The 18,783-nt window shown below is 61.2% G+C and carries 17 protein-coding genes; 8 read left to right on the plus strand and 9 right to left on the minus strand.

Annotated elements, in window-relative coordinates:
* Positions 1 to 98: 98 nt before the first annotated feature.
* Positions 99 to 572, plus strand: coding sequence for a sn-glycerol-3-phosphate transporter (locus tag ACOYXI_RS18135; RefSeq protein ID WP_098966194.1), 474 nt, complete (start codon positions 99 to 101; stop codon positions 570 to 572).
* Positions 573 to 607: 35 nt separating this feature from the next.
* Here ACOYXI_RS18135 and ACOYXI_RS18140 read toward each other — a convergent pair whose 3' ends face one another.
* The 6 genes from ACOYXI_RS18140 to ACOYXI_RS18165 form a co-directional block, all read right to left on the minus strand.
* Positions 608 to 1,576, minus strand: a complete 969-nt coding sequence (locus tag ACOYXI_RS18140; protein ID WP_134784928.1) for a CDP-6-deoxy-delta-3,4-glucoseen reductase — start codon at positions 1,574 to 1,576, stop codon at positions 608 to 610.
* Positions 1,576 to 3,042 (minus strand): 4-hydroxy-3-polyprenylbenzoate decarboxylase, encoded by a 1,467-nt coding sequence (gene ubiD / locus ACOYXI_RS18145; protein ID WP_003229330.1) that lies wholly within the window; start codon positions 3,040 to 3,042, stop codon positions 1,576 to 1,578. Before ubiD ends, ACOYXI_RS18140 begins: the two co-directional genes overlap by 1 nt.
* A 69-nt stretch (positions 3,043 to 3,111) precedes the next feature.
* The gene (locus ACOYXI_RS18150) at positions 3,112 to 5,112 is read right to left on the minus strand and encodes an acyltransferase family protein (protein ID WP_461675131.1); all 2,001 of its coding nucleotides are present in this window, start codon (positions 5,110 to 5,112) and stop codon (positions 3,112 to 3,114) included.
* 195 nt (positions 5,113 to 5,307) lie between these two features.
* A complete protein-coding gene (rho, locus tag ACOYXI_RS18155) occupies positions 5,308 to 6,567 on the minus strand; it encodes a transcription termination factor Rho (protein ID WP_003229334.1) in 1,260 nt (419 codons plus the stop codon).
* Between the two features lie 247 nt (positions 6,568 to 6,814).
* Positions 6,815 to 7,144 carry a thioredoxin TrxA gene (gene trxA, locus ACOYXI_RS18160; protein ID WP_003177349.1) on the minus strand — a complete coding sequence of 110 codons (330 nt, stop codon included), beginning with the start codon at positions 7,142 to 7,144 and terminating at the stop codon, positions 6,815 to 6,817.
* A gap of 120 nt (positions 7,145 to 7,264) precedes the next feature.
* A complete protein-coding gene (locus ACOYXI_RS18165; protein ID WP_097089549.1) occupies positions 7,265 to 7,972 on the minus strand; it encodes a FadR/GntR family transcriptional regulator in 708 nt (235 codons plus the stop codon).
* A gap of 256 nt (positions 7,973 to 8,228) precedes the next feature.
* Between ACOYXI_RS18165 and ACOYXI_RS18170 the strand changes: the two genes are divergently transcribed.
* From ACOYXI_RS18170 to ppx, 5 genes are all read left to right on the plus strand, one after another.
* Entirely contained in the window at positions 8,229 to 9,014 is a 786-nt protein-coding gene (locus tag ACOYXI_RS18170; RefSeq protein WP_096796124.1) for a transporter substrate-binding domain-containing protein, read from the plus strand.
* A gap of 22 nt (positions 9,015 to 9,036) precedes the next feature.
* Positions 9,037 to 9,705, plus strand: coding sequence for an amino acid ABC transporter permease (locus ACOYXI_RS18175; RefSeq protein ID WP_202369147.1), 669 nt, complete (start codon positions 9,037 to 9,039; stop codon positions 9,703 to 9,705).
* Positions 9,702 to 10,352, plus strand: a complete 651-nt coding sequence (locus ACOYXI_RS18180) for an amino acid ABC transporter permease (protein ID WP_007968438.1) — start codon at positions 9,702 to 9,704, stop codon at positions 10,350 to 10,352. Before ACOYXI_RS18175 ends, ACOYXI_RS18180 begins: the two co-directional genes overlap by 4 nt.
* Positions 10,339 to 11,076, plus strand: coding sequence for an amino acid ABC transporter ATP-binding protein (locus tag ACOYXI_RS18185; protein WP_247839683.1), 738 nt, complete (start codon positions 10,339 to 10,341; stop codon positions 11,074 to 11,076). Before ACOYXI_RS18180 ends, ACOYXI_RS18185 begins: the two co-directional genes overlap by 14 nt.
* A 208-nt stretch (positions 11,077 to 11,284) precedes the next feature.
* Positions 11,285 to 12,787, plus strand: coding sequence for an exopolyphosphatase (gene ppx, locus ACOYXI_RS18190; protein ID WP_027610472.1), 1,503 nt, complete (start codon positions 11,285 to 11,287; stop codon positions 12,785 to 12,787).
* A gap of 242 nt (positions 12,788 to 13,029) precedes the next feature.
* Here ppx and ppk1 read toward each other — a convergent pair whose 3' ends face one another.
* Together ppk1 and hemB are read right to left on the minus strand one after the other, a co-directional pair.
* The gene (gene ppk1, locus ACOYXI_RS18195) at positions 13,030 to 15,255 is read right to left on the minus strand and encodes a polyphosphate kinase 1 (protein ID WP_041072035.1); all 2,226 of its coding nucleotides are present in this window, start codon (positions 15,253 to 15,255) and stop codon (positions 13,030 to 13,032) included.
* Positions 15,256 to 15,273: 18 nt separating this feature from the next.
* The gene (gene hemB, locus ACOYXI_RS18200) at positions 15,274 to 16,287 is read right to left on the minus strand and encodes a porphobilinogen synthase (RefSeq protein ID WP_210556357.1); all 1,014 of its coding nucleotides are present in this window, start codon (positions 16,285 to 16,287) and stop codon (positions 15,274 to 15,276) included.
* 207 nt (positions 16,288 to 16,494) lie between these two features.
* Between hemB and ACOYXI_RS18205 the strand changes: the two genes are divergently transcribed.
* Together ACOYXI_RS18205 and elbB are read left to right on the plus strand one after the other, a co-directional pair.
* On the plus strand, positions 16,495 to 17,145 hold the full coding sequence (locus ACOYXI_RS18205; protein WP_461675132.1) for a DedA family protein: 651 nt from the start codon (positions 16,495 to 16,497) through the stop codon (positions 17,143 to 17,145).
* 279 nt (positions 17,146 to 17,424) lie between these two features.
* Positions 17,425 to 18,093, plus strand: a complete 669-nt coding sequence (elbB, locus tag ACOYXI_RS18210; RefSeq protein ID WP_210556355.1) for an isoprenoid biosynthesis glyoxalase ElbB — start codon at positions 17,425 to 17,427, stop codon at positions 18,091 to 18,093.
* A gap of 130 nt (positions 18,094 to 18,223) precedes the next feature.
* On the opposite strand, the gene ACOYXI_RS18215 is transcribed toward elbB, so the two are convergent.
* The gene (locus ACOYXI_RS18215) at positions 18,224 to 18,679 is read right to left on the minus strand and encodes a YaiI/YqxD family protein (protein ID WP_098966204.1); all 456 of its coding nucleotides are present in this window, start codon (positions 18,677 to 18,679) and stop codon (positions 18,224 to 18,226) included.
* Positions 18,680 to 18,783 lie beyond the last annotated feature (104 nt).

Below are 18,783 nucleotides of genomic sequence, written 5' to 3' on the forward strand. Positions count from 1 at the left end.
TACTAAAATGTCGGACTTTCTTTCTTCTCCGTCGCTGAACGCCTACGTATAACGGCCTTCCTCTGGCGCAAGCCATCCCGTTTAACTGAGGCTGCACTATGAAAATCCCAAGACTTCTGGCCGCGTTGCTGATGGCTCAGGCCGGCCATGCATTGGCCGAGGACAATGCGCAAGGCAAAGGCTTCTGGTATGCCCAGACCAGTGTCTACACCCGACATTACTCGCCCGACCCCGAACACAATAATCATCAGGACTTGATCGGCATCGAACGCAATCAGGCTTCCGGCTGGGTATTTGGCGGGGCAACTTTCCGCAACTCGTTCCGCCAGCGCTCGAACTACGCCTATGTCGGCAAGCGCTATGACAGCAGCGAATATCCGCTGTATCTGAAACTCACGGGTGGGCTGTTGCAGGGTTATCACGGTGATTACAAGGACAAGATTCCTTTGAACCGCTACGGCGTTGCGCCGGTGATCATTCCGTCCGTCGGGACTCACTACGGCCCATTGGCCGCCGAGCTGGTATTTCTCGGCGCCAATGCGGCGATGGTGACTAGCGGCGTGCGTTTCTAGAAGCGCGGCTCAGGCGCGGGACGCAAGAGCTCGGCTCAAGAGCGCGGCGCATACGCAAATACATCGGCGCGCATCTGGTGCGCATCCATCCCGGCTTCCACCAGCGCATCCAGAGTCCCGTAGACCATCGCCGGCGAGCCGCTGGCGTATACATGCAGGGACTTCAGATCGGCGAAGTCTTCACACACGGCCTGGTGCAACATCCCGCAGCGCCCTTCCCAACCGCACTGGTCGCTGACGACTTTGTGCAGGAACAGATTGGGCAGCTTCAACCATTCGTCCCAATGTTCGATCTCGTAGAAATCTTCCGGACGGCGTACCCCCCAATACAGATGCACCGGGTGTTTGAAGCCGTTGGCACGGCAGTGTTCGATCAGGCTGTGGATCTGGCCCATGCCGGTGCCGGCGGCGATCAACACCAGTGGCCCGTCAGGCAACTCGGCGAGGTGAGTGTCACCGAATGGCAGCTCGACGCGCACCATCGCGTTGCGTTGCAACTGCTCGATCAGGCTCAGTGCACTGGCTTCGCGGGCCAGCACGTGGATTTCCAGATCGCGCCCGCCGTGCGGCGCCGAGGCCATGGAGAACGCCGACTTCTCGCCGTTTTCACGCTCGATCATCAGGTACTGCCCGGCGTGATAACGCGGCGGCTTGCCGGCCGGCGCACGCAGGCGCACGCGCCAGGTGTCGCCACCGACATCCCGGCATTCGATGACCTGACACGACAGGCTGCGCACCGGCAGTTCTCCCAGCGCGAGCACGCCATCCCACAGCAGGACGCAGTCTTCCAGCGGCTCGGCTATGCAAGTGTAGAACTCGCCGTGGTCGTGCACCTTGCCGGCCTGCTCGACCCGGCCTTCCACCAGCAGCGCCGCACATACGTGGCAATTGCCGTTGCGGCAGCTTTGCGGGCATTCATAGCCCAGGCGCCGCGCACCATCGAGAATCCGCTCGCCGGGCCGTATCTCAAGCACCGCTCCGGAGGGCTGCAGGGTAACACGCATCAATCTATTCCTAACTGATTCCAGATGGCATCGATCCGCTGGGTGACGGCGTCGTCCTTGACGATTACGCGGCCCCACTCGCGAGTGGTTTCGCCCGGCCACTTGTGGGTGGCATCCAGGCCCATTTTCGAGCCCAGGCCGGACACCGGCGAGGCGAAGTCGAGGTAGTCGATCGGCGTGTTGTCGATCATCACCGTGTCGCGCTTGGGGTCCATGCGCGTGGTGATGGCCCAGATCACGTCGTTCCAGTCCCGGGCGTTGATATCGTCGTCAGTGACGATAACGAACTTGGTGTACATGAACTGTCGCAAAAACGACCAGACACCGAGCATCACGCGCTTGGCATGCCCCGGATACGACTTCTTCATCGTCACCACGGCCATGCGGTACGAGCAGCCTTCCGGCGGCAGGTAGAAATCGGTGATTTCCGGGAACTGCTTCTGCAGGATCGGCACGAACACTTCGTTCAGCGCCACGCCGAGGATCGCCGGCTCATCCGGTGGACGGCCGGTGTAGGTGCTGTGATAGATCGGCTTGATCCGGTGGGTAATGCGCTCGACGGTGAACACCGGGAAGCTGTCGACTTCGTTGTAGTAACCGGTGTGGTCGCCGTACGGGCCTTCGTCGGCCATTTCGCCCGGATGAATCACCCCTTCGAGGATGATCTCGGCAGTGGCCGGCACTTGCAGGTCGTTGCCACGGCACTTGACGAGCTCGGTGCGGTTACCGCGCAACAGGCCGGCGAAAGCGTATTCGGAGAGACTGTCCGGCACCGGCGTCACGGCGCCGAGGATGGTCGCCGGGTCGGCGCCCAGCGCCACGGAGACCGGGAACGGCTGGCCCGGATGCTTCTCGCACCACTCGCGGAAGTCCAGCGCACCGCCACGGTGGCTGAGCCAGCGCATGATCACCTTGTTGCGGCCGATCACTTGCTGACGGTAGATACCGAGGTTCTGGCGGTCCTTGTTCGGGCCTTTGGTGACGGTCAGGCCCCAAGTGATCAGCGGGCCGACGTCGCCGGGCCAGCAGGTCTGCACCGGCAGCATCGCCAGGTCGACGTCGTCGCCTTCGATGACCACTTCCTGGCACACCGCGTCTTTGACGACTTTCGGCGCCATCGAGATGATCTTGCGGAAGATCGGCAGTTTCGACCACGCGTCCTTCAAGCCCTTCGGCGGCTCCGGCTCCTTGAGGAAGGCCAGCAGCTTGCCGATCTCGCGCAGTTCGCTGACCGACTCGGCGCCCATGCCCATGGCCACCCGCTCCGGGGTGCCAAACAGGTTGCCAAGCACCGGAATGTCGTAGCCGGTGGGTTTCTCGAACAGCAGCGCCGGGCCCTTGGCCCGCAGCGTACGGTCGCACACCTCGGTCATTTCCAGCACCGGCGAGACGGGAATCTGGATGCGTTTCAACTCTCCGCGCTGCTCAAGCTGCTGCACGAAATCCCGAAGATCCTTGAATTTCATTGACGATGGCACCCTCAAAATAGGCGTACATCCTACCTGCTATGCAGCCCTGTGGCAGCCTGTCGCTGCTTACTTGGCTGCATTCGTCTGCGCTTTGCCAAGGTTTTCCCGGGCCTGCAGGCCGATAAACAGCGGCTCGAGGATCGGCGCCACAAACCGCGCACCGACTTCGGACAGGTGATTGTCATCGGTGTACAGCGAGTAGCCGCCGAGCTCGGCGTGGCACAGGCCGTTTTCATCACACAGTCGCGGCGCCGGATCGACCACGCGCACCGCCGGATCATTCTGCGCCAACTGCGCGAACAACTGACTGATGAACACCTGACGCTTGTGGTGCGCCTCGACGGCCAGGCCGACGTCATCCACCGGACGATCGAGCATCGCCAGTCGCGTCAGTCGATACGGCGGGCTGAATGCCTGCAACGGCGCCTCTTTCACCAGCCATACGCGATGCCCGGCTGCCCGCAATTGTGCGACGCGAGTGCGCAGGCCTTCGGCAAAACGTTGCTCGGCCTCGGCGCGATCGTAACGACCGTCTGGCGTTCTCAAGACATGCCCGAGATCACCCTTGGCATCGCCGTACAGGTACAGGCTCCAGCGGGCGACCAGCACCACATCGCTGATCGCCTGGGTTTTCAGCCCCTGCTCGACCCGCTTGTTGAAGCGTGCACAAACCCCGTCATGCTCCAGCCCATCGACCGGAATGCAACCCGGAGAACTGGCCAGAATCACGCTGACACCGTGAGCTTTGGCACCGTCATCGAACACCGGGATCAGCGCCGTGGCATGGCTGTCGCCCCAGACCATCGCGCGGGTCGGCAGATCCGCCACGCCGTAATGGCAGAACAGCTTGTCGTCCGGGGTCTTGTCATCCGCGAGACAAGCCATCAGCTCAGGCCGCCATTCGCGGCCTTTGGCGTATTGCAGCGCCTGCTCGGACAGGCGCCATGGCAAGCCATCGGTCCAGCGCAGTGATTGCCCGGCCAGACCGAGCACCAGGATCCCGCAGAAACCGGCCAGCAGAATCTGCCGACGACCGGCGAGCAAGCGCCGTTCACGGAACGGCGTTTCGACGAACTTCCACGACAGATAACCCAGCACCAGGGTCAGCAGAATCAACCCGGCCGTGTCGAGCGCGCCCGGCTCATCGACACTGGCGTAGCTGGAAAACACGAATACCGGCCAGTGCCACAAATACCAGGAATAGGAGATCAGCCCGAGGCCGACCATCACCCGACTGCTCAACAATTGACCAACCAGCGTTTCGCGATGACCGTTGGCCAGAATCAGCAGCACCACGCCCAGCACCGGCAGCAACGCCGTGACACCCGGGAACGGCGTCGACTTGTCATAGGCAAACACCGCCAGCAGGATCAACCCCATGCCGAGCAGGCTCAAGGCCTGGGCGGCCAGCGGCTTCAAGCGCCAGGCGTGTTTCGGCGCAACCGCCAGCATCGCCCCGGCCAGCAACTCCCAGGCGCGCATCGGCAGCAGGAAGAAGGCTTTCTCCGGATGATGCTGGATCGCCCACACACTCAGCCCGAACGACACCAGCAGCACGCCGAACAGCGCCAGCCGCCAGTGTTTCAGGCGGCTCGAGAGCAACGTCAGCAGCAGCGGGAAGAAGATGTAGAACTGCTCCTCCACCGCCAGTGACCACGTGTGCAACAGCGGTTTCAGGTCAGAGGCAACGTCGAAGTAGCCGTCCTGACGCATGAACAGGATGTTCGAGACGAACGTCACCTGATAGCGCACCGAACGCCCCAGCTCTTCGTAGTCCTTGGGCGCCAGCAGGAACCAGCCCACCGCCAGCACCGCAATGATCATCGCGAACAGCGCCGGCAGAATCCGCCGCGCACGCCGCGCCCAGAACTCGACGAAGCTGAAACGGCCAGCCTGACGCTGATTCCAGATGATCGAGGTGATGAGGTAGCCGGAAATCACGAAGAACACGTCCACGCCGACAAAACCGCCGGTAAACCCCGGGACGCCAAAATGGAACAGCACCACGGCGATCACCGCGACTGCTCGCAGGCCGTCGATATCCCTTCGATAAGCGAGTGTGCTCATAAAATCTTTAATGCCAATCAGGTGGTTGTTTTTTGTACAGCTCGAGCCTTATTCACAGAGGCTCCGAGCGCTGTTTGTGGGTTGCCCGATCACAGACCTTACCAGATCAGGAACCTCCCATTGCCGGGGTAAATTTCATGCAAAAAAAAGGCGCCCCCCAAAGGGGCGCCCTTTTTATCGGTTCAACCGGCGATGTTACTTGCGCTTCATCGACAGGAAGAACTCGTCGTTGGTCTTGGTCGTTTTCAGCTTGTCGACCAGGAACTCGATGGCAGCCACTTCGTCCATCGGGTGCAGCAGCTTGCGCAGGATCCACATGCGCTGCAGTTCGTCGTCGGCGGTCAGCAACTCTTCGCGGCGGGTGCCGGAACGGTTGATGTTGATGGCCGGGAACACACGCTTCTCGGCGATCTTGCGGTCCAGCGGCAGTTCCATGTTGCCGGTACCCTTGAACTCTTCGTAGATCACTTCGTCCATCTTCGAGCCGGTTTCAACCAGCGCGGTGGCGATAATGGTCAGCGAGCCGCCTTCTTCGATGTTGCGCGCAGCACCGAAGAAACGCTTCGGTTTCTCCAGGGCGTGAGCATCGACACCACCGGTCAGCACCTTGCCGGAGCTCGGGATCACGGTGTTGTAGGCACGGGCCAGACGGGTGATGGAGTCGAGCAGGATCACCACGTCCTTCTTGTGTTCGACCAGGCGCTTGGCCTTCTCGATCACCATTTCGGCAACCTGCACGTGGCGGGTCGGCGGCTCGTCGAAGGTCGAGGCGACCACTTCGCCGCGCACGGTGCGCTGCATTTCGGTCACTTCTTCCGGACGTTCGTCGATCAACAGCACGATCAGGTGAACTTCAGGGTTGTTACGGGCGATGTTCGCCGCGATGTTCTGCAGCATGATCGTCTTACCGGCTTTCGGCGGTGCAACGATCAGACCACGCTGGCCTTTGCCGATCGGGGCGCACAGGTCGATCACACGACCGGTCAAGTCTTCGGTGGAACCGTTGCCGGCTTCCATCTTCATGCGCACGGTCGGGAACAGCGGGGTCAGGTTCTCGAAGAGAATCTTGTTCTTCGCGTTCTCCGGACGATCGAAGTTGATCGTGTCGACCTTGAGCAGAGCGAAATAACGCTCGCCTTCCTTCGGAGGGCGGATCTTGCCAACGATGGTGTCACCGGTACGCAAGTTGAAACGACGGATCTGGCTCGGCGAGACGTAGATATCGTCCGGGCCGGCGAGGTAGGAAGCGTCAGCGGAGCGCAGGAAGCCGAAGCCGTCCTGGAGAATCTCCAGCACGCCATCACCGGAGATTTCCTCGCCGCTTTTCGCGTGCTTTTTCAGCAGGGAGAAAATCACGTCCTGCTTGCGCGAACGGGCCATATTTTCTATGCCCATCTGTTCGGCCAATTCGAGCAGTTCGGTAATCGGCTTTTGCTTGAGTTCAGTCAGATTCATATAGGAATGACGTAATCATTTATGGAGGGGGGAAATTAAGCTTTTGGCTTAATGAGGCCGCGCCGCGGAGAAGGCGACAGGATCGCGAACTTGTTCGAAAAGGAGTGCGTCGGCGACGGCTAGCAGGGGGCAGTGGAGAAACCAGTGCGGGGCCGAATGTACCACCTGAGTTTCGGAGCGTCTAGCCCTGAATACGCAAAAAGCCCCGCAAATTGCGAGGCTTTTTTTCGGCGATTTACTGCGACGCTTAGATGTTGGCGTCGAGGAAAGCAGCCAGTTGCGACTTCGACAGGGCGCCGACTTTGGTCGCTTCAACGTTGCCGTTCTTGAACAGCATCAGCGTCGGGATACCACGCACGCCGTGCTTGGCCGGGGTTTCCTGGTTTTCGTCAATGTTCAGTTTGGCGATGGTCAGCTTGCCTTTGTAAGTCTCGGCAATCTCGTCCAGAACCGGAGCGATCATTTTGCAAGGGCCGCACCATTCAGCCCAGTAGTCGACCAGTACAGCGCCTTCGGCCTTGAGTACGTCGGCTTCGAAGCTGGCGTCGCTAACGTGTTTGATAAGATCGCTGCTCATGGAATTCTCCAGGTTGTAAGCAAAAAAACGTGGCCCATCATAGCCGCCCTTCCCTTGTTCAGGAAGCCGCAGTTGATTGAGTCTTGCTATGGCACTCGATGAGTTTGGGTATAGCCCAAGTCACGCCGTGGCGGGGGCAATGAAGGAAATTCCGGTGCGCAGGGCCGCATTGCGCACGTGCTCCTGCATGGCCTTCTGGGCCGCAGCGGACGCCCGGCGCGCGAGGGCACGAAGGATCTTGCGGTGCTCCTGCCAGGTTTCCATCGCCCGTTCGGCGCGGATGAACGGTAGCTTCTGGCTCTCCAGAAAGATCTCGGCGCTGGCGGTGAGGATGCTCAGCATCGCCTGATTGCCGCTGGCCAGCAGAATGCGCCGGTGGAATTCGAAGTCGAGTTTCGCCGCAGCCTCGAAGTCGCCAGCCTTCAATTGCTCGCGCATCGCCGCAACGTTGTCCTCAAGCGCATCCAGGTCAAACGTGCTCAAGGTCACCGCCGCCAGCCCGGCGGCAAAACCCTCCAGCGCATAGCGCAACTGAAAGATGTCGAGCGGCGAGGCCTGCGCTGCGAACGGCCAGCCCGGCGCATTGTCACCCTGCGCAATGTCCACCGGTGCCTGCACGAACACGCCTTTGCCCGGCTGAATACTGACCACGCCCAGCGCACTGAGCGACGACAACGCCTCGCGCAACGACGCCCGACTGACCCCCAGTTGCACCGCCAGATCCCGTTGCGACGGCAACGCATCGCCCGCACCAAAACCCTGCTCGGTGATCAGTTTGCGTATGGCTTGCAGCGCCACTTCGGGTACGGCGCGGGAGATCGAGTTCATGGTTTTTCAGACGAGCCAGGCCAAGGTGCGGCTAGTTGTAAAGCTATTCGCCGGATCCGGCAAGTCGTGCCCCAGCGGGGTTCGGCGCCCGCTGCCGGTGCGCCATCGGAGTGCGAAAAACCACCTGACTGTTCAGACCAGTAAGACCGAACAAACCCGGCAAACCCGCGGCCTGCCGGGGATAAATCCGGGTATTGGCACGGCCCGTGCTCTGTCCGATCGCAGAAATCACTTCCCGTCGATCCGGAGATTTGCCATGACCCTGCGTTACCGAGCCCTCCTCGCCGCTCTGTTTTCCAGCCTGATGCTGAGCCAGATCCCCGCCCACGCCGATGGCCTGGAAGACGTGGTCAAACGCGGCACACTGAAAGTTGCCGTGCCTCAGGACTTCCCGCCATTCGGCTCGGTCGGCCCGGACATGAAACCCCGTGGCCTGGATATCGACACGGCGAAGCTGCTGGCTGATCAACTTAAGGTCAAACTCGAACTGACCCCGGTCAACAGCACCAACCGCATCCCGTTCCTCACCACCGGCAAGGTCGACCTGGTGATCTCCAGCCTCGGCAAGAACCCGGAGCGCGAGAAAGTCATCGACTTCTCCCACGCCTACGCGCCTTTCTACCTCGCGGTGTTCGGCCCGCCTGATGCCGCCGTCACTACGCTCGACGACCTCAAGGGCAAAACCATCAGCGTCACCCGTGGCGCCATCGAAGACATCGAGCTGACCAAGGTCGCCCCCGAAGGCGTGACCATCAAGCGCTTCGAGGACAATAACTCGACCATCGCCGCCTACCTCGCCGGCCAGGTCGACCTGATCGCCAGCGGCAACGTGGTGATGGTGGCGATCAGCGAGAAGAACCCGAAACGCGTGCCGGCGCTGAAAGTGAAGCTCAAGGATTCGCCGGTCTACGTCGGCGTGAACAAGAACGAGCCCGCGCTGCTGGGCAAGGTCAACGAAATCCTCGCCACCGCCAAGGCTGACGGCGCGCTGGAGAAAAACTCGCAGACCTGGCTCAAAGAGCCGCTGCCGGCCGACCTCTGATCGGTCGCGCGGGAGACAATCGATGGCTTATCAGTTCGATTTCATGCCGGTGGTGCAAAACACCGACCTGCTGCTGCGCGGCGCCCTGTTCACCCTGGAGCTGACGGCGATTGGCGCGCTGTTCGGGGTCGGCGTGGGCATCGTCGGCGCACTGGTGCGGGCGTGGAACATCCGCCCGTTCTCGGCACTCTTCGGCGTCTACGTCGAGTTGATCCGCAACACGCCATTTCTGGTGCAACTGTTCTTCATCTTCTTCGGCCTGCCATCCCTCGGGGTGCAGATTTCCGAGTGGCAGGCGGCGGTGCTGGCGATGGTGATCAACCTCGGCGCGTATTCGACCGAGATCATCCGCGCCGGCATCCAGGCGATTCCGCGCGGACAACTGGAAGCCGCTGCCGCACTGGCGATGAGCCGTTTCGAAGCGTTCCGCCATGTGGTCCTGCTGCCGGCGCTGGGCAAGGTCTGGCCGGCCCTGAGCAGCCAGATCATCATCGTCATGCTCGGTTCGGCGGTGTGTTCGCAGATCGCCACCGAGGAGCTGAGCTTCGCCGCCAACTTCATTCAGTCGCGCAACTTCCGCGCCTTTGAAACCTATGCGCTGACCACGCTGATCTACCTGTGCATGGCGCTGCTGATCCGCCAGTTGCTGAACTGGATCGGCCGCCGCTATATCGCGAGGAGCAGCCGATGAGCGATTTCACCTTCTGGGACATCCTGCGCAACCTGCTCACCGGCCTGCAATGGACGCTGGCGCTGTCACTGGTGGCATTCATCGGAGGCGGGATCGTCGGGCTGCTGATTCTGGTGATGCGCATCTCGAAAAACCCGTTGCCGAGCAATATCGCCCGCACCTGGATCGAGCTGTTCCAGGGCACACCGCTGCTGATGCAGCTGTTTCTGGTGTTCTTCGGCGTGGCGCTGGCCGGAATCGAGATCTCGCCGTGGATGGCGGCGGCGATTGCCCTGACATTGTTCACCAGCGCCTATCTGGCGGAGATCTGGCGCGGTTGCGTCGAAGCGATCCCCAATGGCCAGTGGGAAGCCTCGTCGAGCCTGGCGCTGAATCCGCTGGAGCAGTTGCGCTACGTGATCCTGCCGCAGGCGCTGCGCATCGCCGTGGCGCCGACCGTGGGCTTCTCGGTGCAGGTGGTCAAGGGCACGGCGGTGACCTCGATCATCGGTTTCACCGAGCTGACCAAGACCGGCGGCATGCTCGCCAACGCCACCTTCGAACCGTTCATGGTCTACGGCCTCGTTGCCCTCGGCTACTTCCTGCTCTGCTACCCCTTGTCGCTCAGTGCGCGCTACCTGGAAAGGAGACTGCATGCCTCTGCTTAGAATTTCCGCCCTGCATAAATACTACGGCGATCACCACGTACTCAAAGGCATCGACCTGAGCGTCGAGGAAGGCCAGGTGGTGGCGATCATCGGCCGCAGCGGCTCGGGCAAATCGACCCTGCTGCGCACCCTCAATGGCCTGGAATCGATCAACGACGGGGTGATCGAAGTCGACGGCGAATACCTCGACGCCGCCCGCGCCGACCTGCGCAGCCTGCGGCAGAAAGTCGGCATGGTGTTCCAGCAGTTCAACCTGTTCCCGCACCTGACCGTCGGCGAAAACGTGATGCTCGCGCCGCAAGTGGTGCAGAAAGTACCGAAGGCCAAGGCGGCCGAACTGGCGCGCAAGATGCTCGAACGCGTCGGGCTGGGAGAGAAGTTCGACGCCTTCCCGGATCGGCTGTCCGGCGGACAGCAACAGCGCGTGGCGATTGCCCGGGCACTGGCGATGTCGCCGAAAGTGTTGCTGTGCGACGAGATCACCTCGGCGCTGGACCCGGAGCTGGTCAACGAAGTGCTCGCCGTGGTGCGCCAACTGGCCAGGGAAGGCATGACGCTGATCATGGTCACCCACGAAATGCGCTTTGCCCGGGAAGTCGGCGACAAGCTGGTGTTCATGCACCATGGCAAGGTGCATGAAGTGGGGGATCCGAAGGTGTTGTTTGCCAATCCGCAGACGGCGGAGCTGGCGAATTTCATTGGGACGGTCGAAACGACAGCCTGAAGGATTTGCAGTGGCTGTAATAGCCTCTTCGCGAGCAAGCCCGCTCCCACATTGGAACGCGGTCACCTGTGGGAGCGGGCTTGCTCGCGAATGGCCGCGCCGCGGTCTCAAGCTTTTATGCGCAGGATCAACGGTTTGAACCATGCGCGTTGGCGTCAGCGTTTGATCGTGGCACGATGGCGGGGTTATCGACCGAGACCCCCTGACCATGCCGCAATCCAAAGCCAAGAATCTGTCCCTGATCGCCGCAATCGACCTGGGCTCCAACAGCTTCCACATGGTCGTGGCCAAGGCCCAGAACGGTGAAATCCGCATCCTGGAGCGCCTCGGAGAGAAAGTGCAGCTCGCCGCCGGTATCGACGATGAGCGCCATCTCAACGAAGAATCGATGCAGCGCGGCCTCGACTGCCTCAAGCGCTTTGCCCAACTGATCAACGGCATGCCACTGGGCGCCGTGCGGATCGTCGGCACCAACGCCCTGCGCGAAGCGCGCAACCGCTTGGAATTCATCCACCGCGCCGAAGAAATCCTCGGTCACCCGGTGGAAGTCATCTCTGGCCGTGAAGAAGCGCGGCTGATTTATCTGGGCGTTTCGCACACCCTCGCCGACACCCCGGGCAAGCGTCTGGTGGCCGACATCGGCGGCGGCAGTACCGAATTCATCATCGGTCAGCGCTTTGAACCGCTGCTGCGCGAAAGCCTGCAAATGGGCTGCGTCAGCTTCACCCAGCGCTACTTCAAGGACGGCAAGATCACCCCGGCCCGTTACGCCCAGGCGTACACCGCGGCGCGGCTGGAGATCATGAGCATCGAGCACGCCCTGCATCGCCTGACCTGGGATGAAGCCATCGGCTCCTCGGGCACCATCCGCGCCATCGGCCTGGCGCTGAAGGCCGGCGGGCATGGCACCGGCGAAGTGAATGCCGAAGGCCTGGCCTGGCTCAAGCGTCGTCTGTTCAAACTGGGTGACGTCGACAAGATCGACTTCGAAGGCATCAAGCCTGACCGTCGGGCAATCTTCCCGGCTGGCCTGGCGATTCTCGAAGCGATCTTCGACGCCCTCGAACTGCAACGCATGGATCATTGCGAAGGCGCACTGCGTGAAGGCGTGCTCTACGACCTGCTCGGCCGCCATCACCACGAAGACGTGCGCGAACGCACCCTGACTTCGCTGATGGAGCGCTATCACGTCGATCTGGAACAAGCCGCGCGAGTTGAACGCAAAGCCCTGCACGCCTTCGATCAGGTCGCCGCGGACTGGGAGCTGGATGACGGTATCTGGCGCGAACTGCTCGGCTGGGCAGCGAAAGTCCACGAAGTCGGCCTCGACATCGCGCACTACCACTACCACAAGCACGGCGCCTACCTGATCGAACACTCTGACCTCGCCGGTTTCTCCCGCGAAGACCAGCAAATGCTCGCCCTGCTGGTGCGCGGCCATCGCCGCAACATCCCCAAGGACAAGTTCGCCGAGTTCGGTGACGACGGCGACAAGCTGATCCGCCTGTGCGTGCTGCTGCGCTTCGCGATCCTGTTCCACCACATCCGTGGCACCCAGGCGATGCCACAAGTGACGCTGCATGCCAAAGGCAACACCCTCGACGTGGAATTTCCGGAGAACTGGTTGGATGAAAACCAGCTGACTCAGGCGGACTTTGGCCTCGAAGCCGACTGGCTGACGCGGGTGGGGATTGTCCTCACTGTTCACTGAGTTAAATTTCAGGTGCAAAAAAGGCGATCCTTCTGGATCGCCTTTTTTATTGGGTTCGACTTGAGTGCGGGTGTGGACCTGCCCCTCACCCCAGCCCTCTCCCGAGGGAGAGGGAGCCGATCCGTGTTGTTTTCAAAGCCTGAGTTCGACTCGAAATCTCAGGTCGATGTACCTCGAACATCCAACTCGGTCAGTCCCCTCTCCCTCCGGGAGAGGGTTAGGGTGAGGGCGCTTTTAAGCTGTTAGCTGCTCACCGGCAGAATCGGGCTGCCCAGGCGTTCCAGCAAGGTCGCCTGCGCGCTGCGCGGGTTCTGGTTGCCGGTTGGCGTGTTGCGGATGTAACGGCCATCCGACTGCAGGCTCCAGCTGTGGGTGTTGTCGGTCAGATACAGCTCCAGCTCTTTCTTGACGCGGGTCAGCAGCTTCTTGCCCTCCACCGGGAAGCAAGTCTCGACGCGCTTGTCGAGGTTGCGCTCCATCCAGTCGGCGCTGGAGAGGAACATCTGCTCCTCGCCGCCGTTGAGGAAGTAGAACACTCGGGTGTGTTCAAGGAAGCGACCGATGATCGAGCGCACATGGATGTTGTGCGAAACCCCGGCAATGCCCGGACGCAGGCAGCACATGCCACGCACCACCAGATCGATGCGCACGCCGGACTGGCTGGCCTTGTACAGCGCACGAATGATCTTCGGATCGGTCAGCGAGTTGAACTTGGCGATGATGTGCGCCGGTTTGCCTTCGACGGCGAACTGGGTTTCCCGGGCAATCATGTCGAGCATGCCCTTCTTCAGAGTGAACGGCGCGTGCAGCAGCTTCTTCATGCGCAGGGTTTTACCCATGCCGATCAACTGACTGAACAGTTTACCGACGTCTTCACACAAGGCGTCGTCGGAGGTCAACAGGCTGTAGTCGGTGTATAGACGCGCATTGCCGGCGTGGTAGTTACCGGTGCCGAGGTGCGCGTAACGCACGATCTCACCGGCTTCGCGGCGCAGGATCAGCATCATCTTGGCGTGGGTCTTGAAGCCGACCACGCCGTAAATCACTACCGCACCGGCCGCTTGCAGACGGCTGGCCAGTTGCAGGTTGGACTCTTCGTCGAAGCGCGCGCGCAGTTCGATGACCGCGGTCACTTCCTTGCCGTTACGCGCGGCGTCCACCAGCGCATCGACGATTTCCGAGTTGGCGCCGGAACGGTACAGAGTCTGGCGCACGGCCAGAACATGCGGGTCTTTCGCCGCCTGACGCAGCAGGTCGACCACCGGGGTGAACGACTCGAACGGGTGCAGCAGCAGGATGTCCTGCTTGCTCACCACGCTGAAAATGTTCTCGCTGTTCTGCAGCAGTTTCGGGATCTGCGGGGTGAACGGCGTGTATTGCAGCTCCGGGTGGCTGTCCAGACCGGTGATGCTGAACAGACGGGTCAGGTTGACCGGGCCGTTGACCTGATACAGCTCGGTCTCGCTCAGGTTGAACTGCTTGAGCAGATAGTCCGAGAGGTGTTTCGGGCAAGTGTCGGCGACCTCCAGGCGCACCGCATCGCCGTAACGCCGCGAGAACAGTTCGCCACGCAGGGCACGCGCAAGGTCTTCGACATCTTCGGAGTCGAGCGCAAGGTCGGCGTTTCGGGTCAGGCGGAACTGGTAGCAGCCCTTGACCTTCATGCCCTGGAACAGGTCATCGGCGTGGGCGTGGATCATCGACGACAGGAACACATAGTTGTCGCCCGGGCCGCCGACTTCTTCCGGAACCTTGATGATCCGTGGCAGCAGGCGCGGTGCCGGGATGATCGCCAGACCGGAATCGCGACCGAAGGCGTCGATGCCTTCCAGTTCGACGATGAAGTTCAGGCTCTTGTTCACCAGCAACGGGAACGGGTGCGTCGGGTCGAGGCCGATCGGGGTGATGATCGGTGCGATCTCGTCGCGGAAATAACGGCGCACCCAGGTCTTGATCTTGGTCGTCCAGTGACGACGACGGATAAAGCGCACCTGATGCTTTTCCAGCTCCGGCAGCAGGATGTCGTTGAGGATCGCGTACTGGCGGTCAACGTGACCGTGCACCAGCTCGCTGATCCGCGCCAGCGCCTGATGCGGTTGCAAACCGTCGGCACCGGCCTGTTCCCGGGCGAAGGTGATCTGCTTTTTCAGGCCGGCGACGCGGATTTCAAAGAATTCGTCGAGGTTGCTGGAGAAGATCAGCAGGAACTTCAGCCGCTCCAGCAACGGATAGGACTCGTCCAGCGCCTGTTCCAGCACGCGGATGTTGAACTGCAGTTGCGAGAGCTCGCGATGGATATACAGGCTGCTGTCATCCAGGCCCGGGATTGCAATCACTGGCGCCGCCGCGACGGCTTCGGTAACCGGCGCGGGTGGCGCAGGCTCGAGTTCCGGCGGGGTTTCGGTGATTTGCTCCACCACCGGTTGAGCTTCTTTTACTGCAACTTCAGTGAGTCCTTCGGTATTCATCGAATGTTCCTGGGAGGGCTATTTCTGCTCTCGTAACAATTGAGCGGCGCGGACAGCAAAGTAAGTCAGGATGCCATCAGCGCCGGCACGTTTAAAGGCGGTCAGTGATTCAAGAATTACCGCCTCGCTCAACCAGCCATTCTGGATCGCCGCCATGTGCATGGCGTATTCGCCGCTAACCTGATAGACGAAGGTCGGCACTTTGAAGGCATCTTTTACCCGCAAAAGAATGTCCAGGTACGGCATGCCGGGTTTGACCATGACCATGTCCGCGCCTTCAGACAAGTCCGCGCCGACTTCGTGCAGCGCTTCGTCGCTGTTGGCCGGGTCCATCTGATACGAGGCCTTGTTGGCCTTGCCCAGATTCGCCGCCGACCCCACGGCATCGCGGAACGGCCCGTAATAGGCGCTGGCGTACTTGGCCGAGTAGGCCATGATCCGCACGTTGACGTGACCGGCCAGCTCCAGCGCCTCGCGGATCGCCTGAATCCGACCGTCCATCATGTCCGATGGCGCCACGACCTGAGCGCCGGCTTCAGCGTGGGACAGTGCCTGTTTGACCAGTGCGTCGACGGTGATGTCGTTCTGCACGTAGCCTTCTTCGTCGAGAATGCCGTCCTGCCCGTGGGTGGTGAACGGATCGAGGGCGACGTCAGTGATCACGCCCAATTCCGGGAAACGCGCACGCAACGCGCGCGTGGCGCGCTGGGCAATGCCCTCGGGGTTCCAGGCTTCGGCAGCATCAAGGGATTTCAGTTCGACAGGCGTGACCGGGAACAACGCCAGCGCCGGGATCCCCAGCCCGACCCATTGCGCCGCTTCTTCAAGCAGCAGGTCGATGCTCAGACGTTCGACACCGGGCATCGAGGCCACGGCCTCGCGACGGTTTTCACCCTCAAGCACGAACACCGGCAGAATCAGGTCATCGACCGTCAGCACGTTTTCCCGCACCAGCCGACGCGAAAAATCATCACGACGATTGCGACGCAGGCGAGTGGCGGGAAACAGACGATTGGCAGGGGTAAAGCTCACGGCGGACTCCTGAGCCCGCGCAAACGGGCGAGCGTGACAGTTATAGACGGCCATTATGACCAACAGATTACAGTTGTGCGTACCCCGTGACATGTAGCCGCATTCCATTGTTAGCGTAGGAATTGTTCACGTCGAGACACATTTGGACACTTTCATGAATGTGTCCGAAGGGTTAGGCTGCGCGTTCATTTCGCCAGCACCCAGACAATGCTCCAACAATTTCTGCATGACTTTGGCTACTTTGCCTTGTTCCTCGGCACGTTCTTCGAAGGCGAAACCATCCTGGTGCTCGCAGGCTTCCTCGCGTTCCGTGGATACATGGACATCAACCTGGTGGTAGTCGTGGCGTTCTTCGGCAGCTATGCCGGCGATCAGCTGTGGTACTTCCTCGGGCGCAAGCACGGGCGCAAATTGCTCGCACGCAAACCGCGCTGGCAGATGATGGGCGACCGCGCGCTGGAACATATTCGCAAGCATCCGGACATCTGGGTTCTGAGCTTCCGCTTCGTTTACGGCCTGCGCACGGTGATGCCGGTGGCGATCGGCCTGTCGGGTTATCCGCCGGGACGTTATCTGTTGCTCAACGGTATCGGCGCAGCGATCTGGGCCACCGCCCTGGCAGCCGCCGCCTACCACTTCGGCGCGGTGCTCGAAGGCATGCTCGGCAGCATCAAGAAGTACGAGCTGTGGGTGCTTGGCGCGCTGCTGATTCTTGGCGTTGGTCTGTGGCTGCGTCGCCGCTTCAAGAATGCGCGACTGGCCAAGCAGGTTTACGCCGACGAGCAAGCCGCAAAAGCGGCAGTGCTGAATCAAGCCGAAGTGGCCAAACCTGCCGAACCGAAGACGCCAGCCGAATAACGCGCTGGCGCCTGGCGCACAGCCCTGCGCAAAGCCCGGGCTGGCCGGCTCTTTTAGTCATTTATCCCCTCTGCGCCAGCGGACTCTCGTTCGCCAGCGGCGTTCTCACGCCAAAAATCTCCTGCTCGTCACGAAGCAGGCAACCGCAAATAATGAACACCCCGCCGTTGTTGCGATCCATTTAGAAAGCGCTCCATGCAGGTGCCGCCGCCACTTCAGCCTATGGCAACGCGCGATAAATTAGTGGACATTTAGCGCCATGAATCTGGAGAGAAACCCATGAGCAAAAAAGTTGCAGTGATCCTGTCCGGCAGCGGCGTGTACGACGGCGCCGAGATCCACGAGAGCGTCATCACCCTGCTGCGCCTGGATCAACGTGGCGCGCAAGTGCAATGCTTCGCGCCGAACATTGCGCAATTGCATGTGATCAATCACCTGACCGGTGAAGAAATGCCCGAAACGCGCAACGTGCTGGTGGAGTCGGCGCGCATTGCCCGCGGCAACATCAAGGACATCCGCGAGGCCGACGTCGATGACTTCGACGCGCTGATCGTACCTGGCGGTTTTGGCGCCGCGAAAAACCTCTCGAATTTCGCCGTTGAAGGCGCCGGTTGCGCAGTACAGCCTGAGGTGCTGGCCTTGGCGGAAGCATTTGCCGAAGCGGGCAAACCGGTGGGCCTGATGTGCATCTCGCCGGCGCTGGCAGCGAAGATCTACGGCCCGGGCGTGACCTGCACCATCGGCAACGATGCCGACACCGCGACCGCGATGAACAAGATGGGCGCCAGCCATGAAGACTGCGCGGTGACCGACATCATCGAAGACAAGGCACGCAAACTGGTGACGACCCCGGCTTACATGCTGGCGCAGAACATCAGTGAGGCGGCTTCGGGGATCAACAAACTGGTGGACCGGGTGCTCGAACTCACCCACGAAAACGATGTTTGATCTCTGACTGCATGCAGAGCGAAATGTGGGAGCGGGCTTGCTCGCGAAAGCGGTGTGTCATTCAAATCAATGTTGTCTGATTCGACGCCTTCGCGAGCAAGCCCGCTCCCACAGGGGAATGGTGATTATTTCAAGGTTTGCGGGTCAGGCGGGTGAGGATGCGGTCCAGCGCATTGGCAAACGCCTGCTTCTCACGCTCGCCGAACGGTGCCGGGCCGCCGCTGATCTGGCCCTGCTCACGCAGGTCGGTGAACAGGTTGCGCACCGCCAGCCGCTCGCCCATGTTCTGCGCATCGAACTCCTTGCCGCGCGGGTCCAGCGCCGCCACGCCCTTCTTCACCAGACGATCGGCCAGCGGGATATCGCTGCAGATCACCAGTTCACCAGGCACCGCGTGCTCGACCAGATAATCGTCCGCCGCATCCGGACCGCTGGGCACCACGATCAGTTTGACGATGGCCAGCCCCGGCTTGGTCTGCGGCTGCCCGGCCACCAGCACCACTTCGAACTGGCGCTTGAGGGCGAACTTCACCACCAGATCCTTGGCGGCCCGGGGGCAAGCGTCGGCATCGATCCATACACGCATGATTTTTTCCTCTTCAAAAAAGCATCGCGGGCAAGCCCGCTCCCACAAGGTTAACGCTAAACCTGTGGGAGCTTGGCTTGCCCGCGAATGTGAGCGCAGCGAAT

Source organism: Pseudomonas sp. G3-19 (genome assembly GCF_054855875.1).

Bases quoted from the DNA above. Each gene is read 5' to 3' on its own strand.
- trxA (WP_003177349.1), bottom strand. From the start codon at position 7,144: ATGAGCAGCGATCTTATCAAACACGTTAGCGACGCCAGCTTCGAAGCC.
- ACOYXI_RS18185 (WP_247839683.1), top strand. From the start codon at position 10,339: ATGCCTCTGCTTAGAATTTCCGCCCTGCATAAATACTACGGCGATCAC.
- ACOYXI_RS18165 (WP_097089549.1), bottom strand. From the start codon at position 7,972: ATGAACTCGATCTCCCGCGCCGTACCCGAAGTGGCGCTGCAAGCCATA.
- ubiD (WP_003229330.1), bottom strand. From the start codon at position 3,042: ATGAAATTCAAGGATCTTCGGGATTTCGTGCAGCAGCTTGAGCAGCGC.
- ACOYXI_RS18215 (WP_098966204.1), bottom strand. From the start codon at position 18,679: ATGCGTGTATGGATCGATGCCGACGCTTGCCCCCGGGCCGCCAAGGAT.
- ACOYXI_RS18205 (WP_461675132.1), top strand. From the start codon at position 16,495: ATGCTCCAACAATTTCTGCATGACTTTGGCTACTTTGCCTTGTTCCTC.
- elbB (WP_210556355.1), top strand. From the start codon at position 17,425: ATGAGCAAAAAAGTTGCAGTGATCCTGTCCGGCAGCGGCGTGTACGAC.
- ACOYXI_RS18170 (WP_096796124.1), top strand. From the start codon at position 8,229: ATGACCCTGCGTTACCGAGCCCTCCTCGCCGCTCTGTTTTCCAGCCTG.
- ACOYXI_RS18135 (WP_098966194.1), top strand. From the start codon at position 99: ATGAAAATCCCAAGACTTCTGGCCGCGTTGCTGATGGCTCAGGCCGGC.
- ACOYXI_RS18140 (WP_134784928.1), bottom strand. From the start codon at position 1,576: ATGCGTGTTACCCTGCAGCCCTCCGGAGCGGTGCTTGAGATACGGCCC.
- ACOYXI_RS18180 (WP_007968438.1), top strand. From the start codon at position 9,702: ATGAGCGATTTCACCTTCTGGGACATCCTGCGCAACCTGCTCACCGGC.
- ppk1 (WP_041072035.1), bottom strand. From the start codon at position 15,255: ATGAATACCGAAGGACTCACTGAAGTTGCAGTAAAAGAAGCTCAACCG.
- ACOYXI_RS18150 (WP_461675131.1), bottom strand. From the start codon at position 5,112: ATGAGCACACTCGCTTATCGAAGGGATATCGACGGCCTGCGAGCAGTC.
- rho (WP_003229334.1), bottom strand. From the start codon at position 6,567: ATGAATCTGACTGAACTCAAGCAAAAGCCGATTACCGAACTGCTCGAA.
- ACOYXI_RS18175 (WP_202369147.1), top strand. From the start codon at position 9,037: ATGGCTTATCAGTTCGATTTCATGCCGGTGGTGCAAAACACCGACCTG.
- ppx (WP_027610472.1), top strand. From the start codon at position 11,285: ATGCCGCAATCCAAAGCCAAGAATCTGTCCCTGATCGCCGCAATCGAC.